The sequence below is a fragment of the Streptomyces solincola genome (genome assembly GCF_002982015.1).
Lineage (GTDB): Bacteria > Actinomycetota > Actinomycetes > Streptomycetales > Streptomycetaceae > Streptomyces > Streptomyces solincola.
This window is the reverse complement of the sequence record NZ_PVLV01000186.1, coordinates 14,876-28,116: the sequence shown is the minus strand read 5'-3', so window position 1 is coordinate 28,116 and position 13,241 is coordinate 14,876. Positions and strand designations below refer to the sequence as shown.

Below are 13,241 nucleotides of genomic sequence, written 5' to 3'. Positions count from 1 at the left end.
CCCCGGGTCCGTCGCCCTGCCCTGCTCGCCCCGGGCCGCCGTACTCTGCCCGCCCGACCCGTCCGCCGTCCCGCTCCGGCCGGCGCCCCGGCGGCCCGGGGCGAGCAGGGCAGGGCGACGGACCCGGGGCGTCCGAAACCCGGGCGTCCGAAACCGGACTTTCGCGTTCCGCCTCCCTCCTCCATGGCCGCCGGCGCCGTTCCGTCTCGTCTGCGGCGCCGTTCAACCGCGGCTACGGCCGGCCTTGGGACAAAGTTGACCAGCCTCGCGCACGGCGTGGGGCGGTTTTCCCGAAGGTCCCGGTACGAAGGCCGGTGTTTCAGCCGTTTCCAGGCTGGAGGACGACCAGGTCGTCCCTGTGTACGACCTCGCGCTCGTAGGCCGGGCCGAGGTCGCGGGCCAGCTCCCGGGTGGAGCGGCCGAGGAGCTGCGGGATCTCCCGGGCGTCGAAGGAGACCAGGCCGCGGGCGACCGGGCGGCCGGAGGTGTCGCGCAGCTCGACCGGGTCGCCGGCCGAGAAGTCGCCCTCGACGGTCTCGATGCCGGCCGGCAGCAGGGAGGTGCGCCGTTCGACGACGGCGCGCACCGCGCCGTCGTCCAGGACCAGGGCGCCCTGCGGGGTGGAGGCGTGCGCCAGCCAGAGCAACCGGTCGGCGGAGCGGCGGCCGGTGCGGTGGAACCACGTGCCGGTGTCGCGGCCGGCGAGGGCGTCGGCGGCGCGGCTGGCGGCGGTCAGCACGACCGGGACGCCGGCGGCGGCGGCGATCCGGGCGGCCTCGACCTTGGTGACCATGCCGCCGGTGCCGACGCCGGCCTTGCCGGCCGAGCCGATCTCGACGCCCTGGAGGTCGGCCGGGCCGCGTACCTCGGCGATCCGCGAGGTGCCGGGCTTGGCCGGGTTGCCGTCGTACAGCCCGTCCACGTCGGAGAGCAGGACGAGCAGGTCGGCGCGGACCAGGTGGGCGACGAGCGCGGCGAGCCGGTCGTTGTCGCCGAAGCGGATCTCGTCGGTGGCGACGGTGTCGTTCTCGTTGACCACGGGCAGGGCGCCCATGGTGAGCAACTGGTCGAGGGTCCGGTAGGCGTTGCGGTAGTGGGCGCGGCGGCTGGTGTCGTCGGTGGTGAGCAGGACCTGGCCGACGCGGACGCCGTAGCGGGCGAAGGAGGCGGTGTAGCGGGCGACCAGCAGTCCCTGGCCGACGCTGGCGGCGGCCTGCTGGCGCGCCAGGTCCTTGGGGCGGCGCACCAGGCCGAGCGGGGCGAGCCCGGCGGCGATGGCGCCCGAGGAGACGAGGACGATCTCCTTGTCCCCGCCGGCGCGCACGGCCGCGAGGACGTCCACCAGGGCGTCGACCCGGTCGGCGTCCAGTCCGCCGGAGGCGGTGGTCAGGGACGACGAGCCGACCTTGACGACGATCCTGCGGGCTTCCGTCACCTGCTGCCTTGCCACCTCTGTCACACGGGGAAACATATGCCAGGGCGGACGCCGGGCGCTCGCCGGTTTCAGTGCATGGACAGCCGCGTGGACAGCCGCCGGGGCGGACGGGTCCGCGCCCGCCCCTCCGTGGCGGCACCGTCCCGGCGCCGCCCCGGCGACCGGAATGCCGTCAGCGGCGCAGTCCCAGCTTCCGCAGGGCGCGGCCGGCGATCCGCCGTGCGCGGCGGGCCGCCTTGCGGGCTCGCCGCCGGGCGCCGTCGGGGGCGGTCCGGAGCCGACCGGGCCGGCCCACGAGCTGGTAGGCGGTGTCCGGGATGCCGGTGGCGCGGTCCCGGAAGCCCGGGTAGGCGAGGTACTCGCCGCGCAGTCCGCGTACCGTCTCCGGGCTGGTGCCGGCCTTGAGGAAGGCGGCGATCTCCAGCAGCGCGTCCTGCTTGCCGAGGGCGACGCAGGTCAGCCGGAGCCGGTCCTGCGGCTTGAGGCGCCGGGCCAGACCCGGTGTGAAGTGGGCGGCCGTCAGCGGGGCGGCCAGCGTGAACTTGTCGGCCAGCACCTCGCGGGACTGGCCCAGCACGACCGGGCCGAACTGGGGCAGCAGGGTGATGGTGAAGGGACGGACCATCAACTGGTCGCGCCGGTCGCCTGCCGGCACCAGCTCGGCGATCAGCTCCATCAGCCGCCGGGCGGACTCGAAGCGGATGGCGTAGCTGCCGCTCTTGGTCAGGTGGACGCCGTCGTCCCGGCCGACCAGGTAGTAGCAGGTGTAGTCGGCGACGATCGAGACGCCGCTGCCCCGCAGGTAGGCCTCCAGCGTGAACAGGGCGTCCTCACCGGTGCGCATGGAGGTGTCGAAGCTCATGTCGTGCCGCACCAGCAGCTCGCGGCGGAACAGCTTCTGCGCGCTGAGCGTGTACTTCACGTTGGAGGCGTAGACGTCGGCGTGCTCGACGGTCTTCTTCCACATGGACTTCGGGGCGCCGCGGTTGACGCCGACGACCTTGCCCAGGACGACGTCGGTGCCGGCCCGGTCGGCCATGGCGACCATCCGCTCCAGGGCCTCCTCGCCGAAGTAGTCGTCGGCGTCCAGGAAGAACACGAACCGGCCGCGGGCCAGCGACAGGCCCTTGTTGCGGGGGCCGCCGGGGCCGCCGGAGTTGGCCTGCCGGACCACGCGGGTGGCCACCTTGGAGCGGGCCGCGAACTCCTCAAGGTACTCACCGGTGCCGTCGGTGGAGCCGTCGTCCACGGCGACGATCTCGATGCGGTCGGCGCCGAGGGTCTGCGCCTCGACGGACTCCAGGCACTTCACCAGGTACGGCATGGCCTGGTAGGCGCCGACGACGACGGTGACGTCGGGGACGTCGGCGGCGCCGGCCGGCGTACCGGAGGCGGCGGGGTGGTGGTCGGTCATCGAACGCCTTAAGGATCGAGGCTGGGTGGAGCCGGACGGGACGCCCGCTCCGGTGCGCCGTGCGGGCGGGCGGCGCGGAACAGCGGGGGGCCCGGAGCCGGCCGCGCCGTGTTCCGGCGGCCGGCTCCGGGCCCGTGCGGTCAGGAGGCGGCGGCCGAGGTGGTCGGCGCCGCGGCTTCGGCGGAGGCGCCGGCGACGGCCGCGGCGTCGGCGATCGCCGGGTCGGCGTCGGTCGCCTCGACCGCGGCCGGGTCGACGGCCGACGGGCCGGTGGCGGCCGGGGCGTCGGGCTCCGCCTCGCCGGCGCCCTGCTCGGCGACGGTGTCCGCGGTGGCGGCCTCCGGCGGTTCCACGACGCCGTCGGCCTCTCCGTCGAGCTGGGCGATCTCCGCGCCGGCCAGCTTCCGGGCGACGCGCGCGTTGCGGGCCTCGGCCTTGGCGGCCAGGGCGTGCACGGCCGCGTTGAAGCGCTCCTGGGAGGTCGGCCGGTCCGCTCCGAGCAGGTACCGCTTGAGCTCCCGTCGGGCCCCGGCCAGTCGGTCGGCGGCCGGGTCGGCGACGGCGTCGAGCAGTTCGTCCAGCTCGGCGGCGCTGTTGGAGAGGATGACCGCGGCTCGTACGGCGGTGTTCTGGCGCTTGAACTCCTCCGCGCCCACCTCGGCGGAGTCGGTCACCGCGTACGGCTTGCCGCTGGTGATGAAGTCGGACACGACGCTGGAGATGTCGGAGACCATGGCGTCGGCCTCGTTGAAGCAGTCGTACAGCGAGGGCGCGGAGCCGGTGACGACGGTGTGCTCCCACCAGCCGAGCGAGCGCCAGTGGGCGTCGGCGCGCTCGGCGCGCAGCCGCCGGACCTCGGCGAGGCGGTGCGGGTCGGCGAGCGAGGTGCGGGAGGTCTCGGCCTCGTCGCTGCCGGGGCGGCCGGTGTCGGTCAGCTCCGCGAGGCGGGCCTCGATCCGGGTGAGTTCGGCGCGGGCGGCGGACCGCTGCCCGGCGGTCTCGGCGGCCTGGCCGGCCCACCGGGGGTCGGCGGCCCGGGCCGCCGAGGCGGCGGCGATCATCTTCCGGATGCGGGCGTCGACGGCCTTGGCCTTGCCGTTCACCAGCCCCGTGAAGGGGTGCGGCTTGTAGACGACGCGCACCGGGCGGTCGGCGTCCAGCAGCCGCCGGACGATGTTCTCGCCGGCCAGCAGCAGGGAGGTGTTACCCGCCTTGTGGTCCCAGCCCTCCCAGGTGGGGGCGTACAGGATGGTGGGGACGGGGTGCTTCGGGGCGTCGGCGGCGATCGGCGCGAGCTGAGGGCGGCCGACCTCCACGATGTCCTCGTCGCGCACGCCGACCTCGGCGAGGGCGTACCGGTCGCGGCCGGCCCGGCCGGCGGTCCACACCTCGTCGTACACCTTGGAGTACGGGTTGACGCTGGCCAGCTTGTCGCTGTCGCCGTGGCCGATGAAGACGTGCTTCATGCTCGGCTCGCGGAGCATGTGGATGTTCTTGCCCACGTTGGCCGGGTAGAGCGTGACCCTGATGGTGGACAGGTCCATGGCCATCAGGTGCTGGCCGCCGGGGACGCAGAGGACCGGCACGGTGGTCTGGTGCAGCCGCTCGACCAGGTTGCGCTCGCGCATGATGATGATCGGCCGCCCGTCCAGGTGCTCCAGGGTCTCCAGCCACATGTTGAGCTGGTACGCGGAGTCCTTGCCGCCCGAGAAGTACAGGGCGACGGTCGGCTGGTACTCGCCGAGCCACCGGGTCACGGCCTTGAGCACGGCGCCGGCGGCCGGGACGCGGTGGCGGCCGCGCAGGTAGGGGGCGAGGGCGAGGATGTAGAGCAGGCCGAGCGCGAGGGTGCCGGCCACGCCCGCGTAGCCGTAGACGTCCCGTCCGGACAGGACGGCCGTCAGCAGGCCGGCCAGCATGAGGACGTCGGCGTGCAGCATCTTCTCGCCGGAGCGGTGCAGCAGAGTGCGCGGCGGGGCGTCGGGGACGCGCACCGCGTGCAGGTCGATGTTGCGGGTGACGACCGGCATGGTGCGGCGGAGCCGGACCAGGGTGGCGAGGGCGCCCTGCGCGGCCTGGAGGCCGTAGAAGAGCAGCAGGCAACCGGCGGCGGCGTAGAACAGCGGGTGGTCGGCGAGGCCCTCGCGGGCCAGCAGAAGGATCAGCAGCAGTTCGCGCAGCAGGAACCGGATCGGCAGGCCGAGCCGCACCGCGCCGAGCCGGTTGACCAGGTAGCTGCTCTTCTGGTGCAGATACCAGTCGGTGGCGTAGGTGACCGCCGCGGCCGCTGCGAAGAGCCACAGGTTCGGTATCAGGGCGGCGGCCAGGATGCTCGGATAGCCCAGTCCCATCAAGGCGGCCGCGGCCAGTTCGGACCTGCTGCCGACGCGGGCCAGCCGAATGACGGTCGAAATCACGTGAGATCTGCTCCAGAAGGGGACGTTCGCGGCCGACTGTGAATTTCCTGTGCCCGTGCCGTTTCCGGCAGCGCCCTTATCGGATTTCCGGCCTTTCCTGCGCCGGAATCGTTCGACCCCGGAATGGATATCCGCCGAGTATTACACATCCCCCTGGCGGTCCAGGACCGCCGCGAGGGCCTGCTCGAACCCGGAGGCCTCGCTCGCGCCGGCGGTCGGGTCCTGCTGGCGCACGTCGATGACGTGGCCGGTCAGTTCGGAGAGCAGAACGTCCAGGGAGGTGCGGGCGACGGCCTCGGAGGAGAGCAGCGAGCCGGCCGGCTCCTGGCCGAAGGCGTTGGTACGCATGGGGGTGGCGGTGCGCTCGGGATTGACGCAGTTCACACGGATTCCGTCGGCGGCCCATTCGTCGGCGAGGGCCTGGGTGAGATTCACCATGGCGGCCTTGGTGGACGAGTAGAGGCTGTACTCGGCGCGGCCCCGCGTGTAACTGGAGGACGTGTAGAGCAGGAGCTGCCCCTTGGTCTCGACCAGGTACTTGTAGGAAGCCTGGGCGATCTGCACGGGCGCCAGGTAATTGACGTCGAGCGCTTCCCGGATGGTGGCGTGGTCGGTTTCGGCGAGCTTGCCGATGCGCAGCACCCCGGCGGTGACGATGACGTGGTCGACGCGGCCGGTCTCGGCGTACGCCGTGGCCAGCGCCTTCTCGACGTGCTCCGGGTTCTCCACGTGGGTGCCGGTACTGGAGCGGCCGAGGGCGTGGACAGTCGCCCCGTAGCTCTCGGCGAGCCGGGCGATGTCGGCGCCGATGCCGTACGAGCCGCCGAAGACGACCAGGGTCTTGCCGGCGAGGAGCTCGCGGTAGGCGGCCTCGTCGGCCTGGCGGGGGGCGGAGGAGGAGGCGAGCTGGAACAGCTTGTCGGCGATGAAGACGTCGACCGGCTGGGTCACCTTCATGTTGTACTCGTCGCCCGGTACGACGTGGATCGGTACGTCGGGCAGGTACCGCAGCACCACCGAGCAGTCGTCGGTGGCCTGGAAGTTCGGGTCGCCGGCGGCGATCTCGTAGGCCCGGCGGATGGTGGAGAGCTTGAACGCCTGCGGCGTCTGGCCGCGCCGCAGCCGGGTGCGGTCGGGGACGTCGGTGATGAACTCGCCGTCCTCGCCGTGGGTGCGGGTGACGATGATGGTGTCCGCGGAGGGGATGGCGACGTCCACGGCCTGGTAGCGGTCGAGGGCCGCCACGCAGTCGCTGATCACGCGCTGTGACAGCAGCGGGCGGACCGCGTCATGGAAGAGGACGTTGCGGTCCTCGCCTTCGGCCAGCCCCTCGCCGAGGGCCGCGATGGCGCGCTCGGTGGTCTCGTTGCGGGTCGCGCCCCCCTCGATGACCCGGCGGACCTTGGTCAGCCCGGCCTTGGCGATGATCCGCTCGACGTCCTCGGTGAATCCCGGCGCCATCAGGACGATCACGTCGTCGATGGACTCGGCCTGCTCGAAGATGGCCAGGGTGTGCTCGATGACGGCCTTGCCGGCGATCTTCAGAAGCTGCTTGGGGATCGCGAGCCCGACCCGCTGGCCGGTGCCGCCGGCCAGGACGACGGCTGTGGTTCGGGTGGGGGCTTCGAACGGCGCAGACACAGACGACCTACCTCGGGGGACGCTAGGGGTTGGACCCGATGGTGGCACTCTCCGTTATCGTCTCGCAAGGCGGACGACCCCCCGCCTTCCAGGGCGGTGAACCCCCCGTTCACCAGCGTGTGCACGGGACTTCACCGCGACCGGCGGCGGCCCGCCGAGTGATGGATGACACAGGCCGGGGTGACGGAGCGCGTCCTCGGCGCGGCGGCTGCCGCGCCGCCGGCCGGCTCCCCGGCGGCGGCGCGGCGGCCGGTTGTCAGAAGGGCTCGAAGCCGTCGAACTCCTGCTGGGCCTCGTCCCGTTCCGCATCGCGGTCGCGGCGGCGCTGGGCGGCGGGGCGCGGAGCCTCGAAGCGGTGGTCCTCGCCGCGGCGGCCGAGCATCTCGGCGCCGGCCATCAGCGTCGGCTCCCAGTCGAAGACGACCGCGTCGTCCTCGGGGCCGATGGCGACGCCGTCGCCGGCCCGGGCGCCGGCCTTCATCAGCTCCTCCTCGACACCGAGGCGGTTGAGCCGGTCGGCGAGGTAGCCGACGGCCTCGTCGTTGTTGAAGTCGGTCTGGCGGACCCATCGTTCGGGCTTGTCGCCGCGGACCCGGAACAGGCCCTCGTCCTCGCGGGTGACGGTGAAGCCGGCGTCGTCCACGGCCTTGGGGCGGATGACGATCCGGGTCGCCTCCTCCTGGGGGCGGGCGGCGCGGGCCTTGGCGACGATCTCGGCGAGCGCGAAGGACAGCTCCTTCAGACCGAGGTGGGCGACGGCGGAGACCTCGAAGACGCGGTAGCCGCGCTCCTCCAGATCCGGCCGGATCATCTCGGCGAGGTCCTTGCCGTCGGGGATGTCGGTCTTGTTGAGGACGACGATGCGCGGCCGGTCGTCCAGGCCGCCGTACTGGCGCAGCTCCTCCTCGATCACGTCGAGGTCGGAGACGGGGTCGCGGTCGGACTCCAGCGTCGCGGTGTCCAGGACGTGCACCAGGACGCTGCACCGCTCGACGTGGCGGAGGAACTCCAGGCCCAGGCCGCGGCCCTGGCTGGCGCCGGGGATCAGGCCGGGCACGTCGGCGACCGTGTACACGGTGGAACCGGCGGTCACCACGCCCAGGTTGGGCACCAGGGTGGTGAAGGGGTAGTCGGCGATCTTCGGCTTGGCGGCGGAGAGGACCGAGATCAGCGAGGACTTGCCGGCGCTCGGGTAGCCGACCAGCGCCACGTCGGCGACGGTCTTCAGCTCCAGGACGATGTCGCCGGCCCGGCCGGGCTCGCCGAGCAGCGCGAAGCCGGGCGCCTTGCGGCGGGCGGAGGCGAGCGCGGCGTTGCCGAGGCCGCCGCGGCCGCCGTCGGCGGCGACGTAGGTGGTGCCGTGGCCGACCAGGTCGGCGAGCACTTCGCCGTTCCCGTCCAGCACGACCGTGCCGTCCGGCACCGGCAGGATCAGGTCCTGGCCGTCCTTGCCGGAGCGGTTGCCGCCCTCGCCGGGCTTGCCGTTGGTGGCCTTGCGGTGCGGCGAGTGGTGGTAGTCGAGGAGCGTGGTGACCGACTGGTCGACGACGAGGACGACGTCGCCGCCGCGGCCGCCGTTGCCGCCGTCGGGGCCGCCGAGCGGCTTGAACTTCTCCCGGTGCACGGAGGCGCAGCCGTGGCCTCCGTTACCCGCGGCGACGTGCAGTTCGACGCGGTCCACGAAGGTGGTCATGAGGGGTGCCTCCGGTGCAGAGATGACGTGCGTACGGTCTCAAGGAAAACAAGCGAAAGGCGGACCCGCTTCCCGTACGGGAAGTGAGGTCCGCCTCCGCGAGAACGGGTCAGGCAGCCGGAACGATGTTCACGACCTTGCGACCGCGGTGCGTGCCGAACTGCACCGCGCCGGCCTGAAGCGCGAACAGCGTGTCGTCGCCGCCACGGCCGACGCCCGCGCCGGGGTGGAAGTGGGTGCCGCGCTGGCGGACCAGGATCTCACCGGCGTTGACGACCTGACCGCCGAAGCGCTTCACGCCGAGCCGCTGAGCGTTGGAGTCGCGACCGTTCCGGGTGGACGATGCGCCCTTCTTGTGTGCCATGTCTCCTCAGTCCCTTACTTCGCAGCCGTGGGGATGCCGGTGACCTTGATCGCCGTGTACTGCTGGCGGTGGCCCTGGCGGCGCCGGTAGCCGGTCTTGTTCTTGTACCGCAGGATGTCGATCTTGGCGCCCTTGTGGTGGTCCACGATCTCGGCCTGGACCTTGATCCCGGCCAGCACCCACGGGTCGCTGGTCACGGACTCGCCGTCGACGACGAGCAGGGTCGAGAGCTCGACCGTGTCGCCCACCTTGGCGGTGGAAATCTTGTCAACCTCGACGATGTCGCCGACAGCTACCTTGTGCTGCCGACCACCGCTGCGCACGATGGCGTACACGCGGATCTCTCCCTCACTCGGAACGGAAACCCCTGAAGCCAGCCGCCCGCACGGGCCGGGGCCCGTGACCGTCCGGATGGGATGAGCGGCCTCTCCGGCGCCGGGGGCGGCCGGAGGGAGGTGCTCAGGAGTTGGCGTGTATACAGACACGCCGACGGTCCAGGGTACGGACGGCCCCGCCAGGGGTCAAACCGGGCCGGGCGGCGCCCACCGCGCCCCGGGCGCCTGCCGTTGCGGCGTTCCGTTCCGGCTTCCGTTCTGGCGTTCCGTTCCGGCGTTCGGGTGCGGTCTGATCGGCGCGCCGGTCACATCAGCGGATGATCCTCCTTCTTCGTTCCAGACTTCCCCCTGGTCTCCCTCCCCCGGTCCGGCTCCCCCGCCGAGGCGCCGGCGCCGGGACGGAGCCGGAGGGAGCGACCATGACGCAGCCGCAGGCAGAGCCGGGGGGCGGAAGGGGCGCCGCGGCCCGGGCGGGCGCGCCGGTGTGGCCGCGTCCCGCCGGCCGGCAGCCGGCCGGCCGGCGTTCCACCGGGCGGACGGCGGCGGCCCTGGGCCGCGCCCGCACGGCGCTGCTGGCGTACGCGGCGGTGCGGGCGCTCGGCCTCACCCTGGCGCTGTCCGGAACCGACCGGAGCGCGTTCGACCTGCTGGCCGGCCGCTGGGACTCCGGGTGGTACGTGCTGATCGCCGAGGAGGGGTACGCCGGGAGCTGCCCGGTGCAGGGGGATCTGTGCCGGTACGCGTTCTTCCCCCTCTACCCGGCGCTGATCCGCACCACGGCCTCGCTCACCCCGCTGCCCGCGCCGTGGGCGGCGCTGCTGCTGTCGCTGGCCGCCTCGGCGGCGGCCGCGTGGGGGGTGTACGCGGTCGTGGAGCACTGCGCCGGGCGGCGCACCGCTCTCGTCGCCACGGTGCTGTGGGGCGCTCTGCCGCACGCCGTGGTCGAGTCCATGGCGTACACCGAGAGCCTGTTCACCGCGCTCGCCGCCTGGGCGCTGTACGCGGTGCTGACCGGGCGCTGGCTCGCCGCCGCGTCGCTGGCCTGCCTGGCCGGGCTGACCCGGCCGACCGGGATCGCGGTGGTGGCCGCGGTGGGGGTGCCCGCGCTGCTCGCCCTGCGCGCCCGGCCCCTCCCGCGGCGGGCGGCGGCGGCCCTCGTCCTGGCACCGCTGGGCTGGCTGGGCTGGGTCGCCTGGACCGGGGTCCGGGCCGCCCGCTGGGACGGCTACTTCCTGGTGCAGCGCCGGTGGGGTTCGTACGTGGACGGCGGGCGGTACACCTGGGACCGGCTGGGGCGGCTGTTCGCCCGCCCCGAGACGCCGCTGAGCGCGGCGGTGGTGGCCGCGGTGCTGGCGGGGGCCGCGGTGCTGCTGGTGGTCTGCGTCCTCCAGCGGTGGCCGCTGCCGCTGCTGGTGCACTCCGGGCTCACCCTGCTGATCACCGTCGGCGGGGCCGGCTACTTCCACTCCAAGGGCCGCTTCCTGCTGCCGGCCTTCGCCTTGCTGCTGCCGCTCGCCGCCGCGCTGGCCCGGGCTCGCCCGGGGGTGCTGCACGCCGTGCTGGTCCCGGCGGCGGTGGTCTCCGGGCTGTTCGGCGGCCATCTGCTCCTGGTCGCCGGGCACTCGCCGTGAGCACCCCGGCGGGCCGGCCGTGCGGCGTCCGCGGCCCCGTATGCTCACGGCGGCAGGAGTCGTACCGCGACGTCGTACCGCAACAACGGTCAGCCGGAAGGCAGAAGCAGCGTGAACTACAGGGTCCAGCCCACCGCCCAGGTCGCCGAGAGCGCACGGATCGGCGCCGGCAGCAGCGTGTGGGAGCTCGCCCAGATCCGTGAGGACGCCCGGCTCGGAGAGGGCTGCGTGGTCGGCCGCGGCGCGTACGTCGGCACCGGGGTGCGCATCGGCGACAACGTCAAGCTTCAGAACTACGCGCTGGTCTACGAGCCGGCCGAGCTGGCGGACGGCGTCTTCGTCGGACCGGCGGTGGTCCTCACCAACGACCACAACCCGCGTTCGGTGGACCCGTCCGGCAAGCAGAAGCGCGGCGGCGACTGGGAGGCGGTCGGCGTCAAGGTCGACGAGGGCGCCTCGCTCGGCGCCCGCTCGGTGTGCGTCGCCCCGGTCCGCGTCGGCCGCTGGGCGATGGTCGCCGCGGGCGCCGTGGTCACCAGGGACGTCCCCGACTTCGCCCTGGTCGCCGGCGTCCCGGCCCGCCGCCTGGGCTGGGTCGGCCGCACCGGCGTACGGCTGGTGGAGCGCGCCGGCGAGCCGGACGTCTGGGAGTGCCCGCAGACCGGCGAGCTGTACGAGGAGAAGGACGGCGTCCTCACCGAGCGCGCCTGACCCCGCCGCCCGGCCACCCCGCACCGCGCCGCCCCGGCCGGCCCCGCACCGGGCGCCGACCGGGGCGGCGGCGCGCGGCACGCGAGTACGGCTCGCGGGCCTGGCAGCGTGCGACGTACGGCCCCGAGCGCCCGGCGGCGTGCAGCCCCTCGCGTGCGGCGGGCGCGGGCACTCGCGTCCGGCGGGCGCAGGCTCGGGGTGCTTTCGCCGTGCCGGGTCAGACGGCCGTCCAGGCGTCCAGCGCCAGCCCCGGTTCGGCCTTCTGGCGGGCGACGCGCAGCGAGCCGTCGGTGGCGAAGGCCGCGACCACCACGCGGCCCCGGGCGTCCGGGGCGAGCGCGGGGGCGCCCAGGCACGGCTCGCCGGTGGGCGTCCAGGAGGCGCCCAGGGACTCCTCCTCGGTGGGGTAGGCCGCGATCGCCGGGCGGCCGGTGGCGTCGTCCCGCCGGACCATCACCGTGCAGTCGTGCCCGTCCACCCGGGTCCGCAGCAGGGCGATCGGGCCGCTGCCGCCGGCGTCGCCCAGCGGGACGGGGTCGGCCGGCTCGTCGCCCGCGGCGGCGCGCCAGGCCCGTACCGTGCGGTCCCCGCGGTCGTGCCAGAGATGGGTGAGCCGGCCGGGACCGGTCGCCACCCGGGACAGCGAGGCCGGTTCGGGGGCGGCCGGGACGTCGGGGGCGCGGGTGAACTTCACCCCGGCCCCGGGCTGGGTCCACCGCATCAGGTGCTGCGGCGTGGGCGCCAGCAGCTCCATCAGTCCGTCGTCCAGCAGCGCGGGCGAGACCCTGCCGGTGATGCGCAGCCCCCCGAGGTCGGCCCACCGGTTCCACTTGCCCGAGGCCACCTGGGCGCGGTGCCGCACCCCGCCGCCGGGGTCGGAGACGAAGACGTGCAGCGAACCGGTGGCGTCCACCACGGCGCTGGGCGGACCGATCCGGGCCGCCGCCTCCGGGTCGTCCGGGAAGGGGTTGCCGACCGTCTCCCAGGACCGCACCGCCAGGCCGGACTGGTACTGCAACGCGTAGACCACCTCGGTGACGGGCCGGCCGCCGTCGCCGCGGGTGCGGCGCAGCCCCACCAGGTGGACGTAGCCGTCGGCGCCCTGGGCTATGCAGACGTGCGGGTCGTTGCCGGGGGCCGGGATGGTCTCGGGGCCGGACCAGTCGGGGCCGCCGGGCTGCTTCTCGGTCCAGCGCAGCACCGCGCCCTCGACCGCCGCGTAGGCGGTCAGCCGGCCGTCCTTGCCGCGCACCAGCCAGTCGGCGCAGGCGGCTTTCGACGGCGCCGGACCGGCGCCGGTGCGGCCTCGGCCCGGAGGGCGAGGACCCGTCTTCCCGCGGGGATCACGCGCGGACCGTCCCACCATGGCTCACCGCCGACCCTCTCCTGCACACGCCGGGGCGCCGTGCCGCCCGGGGCTCGCGAGACGATAACACCGCCTCCGCACCCGGCCCGTGCCCTCCCCGGAGCGGGGCCTTGAGGGGTCCTCCCCGGGCGGGCGCCGGTCGTCCCGCAATCGTTATGCGGGCCAACCCCGGCCCCGGCGGCCGTGGTCGGCGGGCGGATGGCGGGCCGCTCGGGGCCGGAGGCGTGGAAGGGG

General features: G+C 74.1%; 10 protein-coding genes. 2 read left to right on the top strand and 8 right to left on the bottom strand.

Annotation, left to right across the window (positions count from 1 at the left end; translation table 11 throughout):
- Positions 1 to 319: 319 nt before the first annotated feature.
- From proB to rplU, 7 genes are all read right to left on the bottom strand, one after another.
- Positions 320 to 1,435, bottom strand: coding sequence for a glutamate 5-kinase (gene proB / locus C6N75_RS13625; protein ID WP_105869145.1), 1,116 nt, complete (start codon positions 1,433 to 1,435; stop codon positions 320 to 322).
- 172 nt (positions 1,436 to 1,607) lie between these two features.
- The gene (locus C6N75_RS13620; RefSeq protein ID WP_105869144.1) at positions 1,608 to 2,849 is read right to left on the bottom strand and encodes a glycosyltransferase family 2 protein; all 1,242 of its coding nucleotides are present in this window, start codon (positions 2,847 to 2,849) and stop codon (positions 1,608 to 1,610) included.
- A gap of 140 nt (positions 2,850 to 2,989) precedes the next feature.
- Positions 2,990 to 5,266, bottom strand: a complete 2,277-nt coding sequence (locus C6N75_RS13615) for a hypothetical protein (protein WP_258177399.1) — start codon at positions 5,264 to 5,266, stop codon at positions 2,990 to 2,992.
- A gap of 141 nt (positions 5,267 to 5,407) precedes the next feature.
- On the bottom strand, positions 5,408 to 6,907 hold the full coding sequence (locus C6N75_RS13610; RefSeq protein ID WP_105869143.1) for a bifunctional cytidylyltransferase/SDR family oxidoreductase: 1,500 nt from the start codon (positions 6,905 to 6,907) through the stop codon (positions 5,408 to 5,410).
- A gap of 256 nt (positions 6,908 to 7,163) precedes the next feature.
- Positions 7,164 to 8,600 (bottom strand): GTPase ObgE, encoded by a 1,437-nt coding sequence (gene obgE, locus C6N75_RS13605; protein ID WP_105869142.1) that lies wholly within the window; start codon positions 8,598 to 8,600, stop codon positions 7,164 to 7,166.
- A 109-nt stretch (positions 8,601 to 8,709) separates the two neighbouring features.
- Positions 8,710 to 8,964 carry a 50S ribosomal protein L27 gene (gene rpmA / locus C6N75_RS13600; RefSeq protein ID WP_093477705.1) on the bottom strand — a complete coding sequence of 85 codons (255 nt, stop codon included), beginning with the start codon at positions 8,962 to 8,964 and terminating at the stop codon, positions 8,710 to 8,712.
- 14 nt (positions 8,965 to 8,978) lie between these two features.
- Positions 8,979 to 9,299 carry a 50S ribosomal protein L21 gene (rplU, locus tag C6N75_RS13595; RefSeq protein WP_105869141.1) on the bottom strand — a complete coding sequence of 107 codons (321 nt, stop codon included), beginning with the start codon at positions 9,297 to 9,299 and terminating at the stop codon, positions 8,979 to 8,981.
- 419 nt (positions 9,300 to 9,718) lie between these two features.
- Between rplU and C6N75_RS13590 the strand changes: the two genes are divergently transcribed.
- Complete coding sequence (locus C6N75_RS13590) at positions 9,719 to 10,930, top strand: glycosyltransferase family 39 protein (protein ID WP_181160462.1); 1,212 nt, start codon at positions 9,719 to 9,721, stop codon at positions 10,928 to 10,930.
- A 111-nt stretch (positions 10,931 to 11,041) separates the two neighbouring features.
- Positions 11,042 to 11,641, top strand: a complete 600-nt coding sequence (locus C6N75_RS13585) for an acyltransferase (protein ID WP_105869139.1) — start codon at positions 11,042 to 11,044, stop codon at positions 11,639 to 11,641.
- Positions 11,642 to 11,858: 217 nt separating this feature from the next.
- On the opposite strand, the gene C6N75_RS13580 is transcribed toward C6N75_RS13585, so the two are convergent.
- Positions 11,859 to 12,893, bottom strand: a complete 1,035-nt coding sequence (locus C6N75_RS13580) for a hypothetical protein (protein ID WP_258177398.1) — start codon at positions 12,891 to 12,893, stop codon at positions 11,859 to 11,861.
- Positions 12,894 to 13,241: the final 348 nt, after the last annotated feature.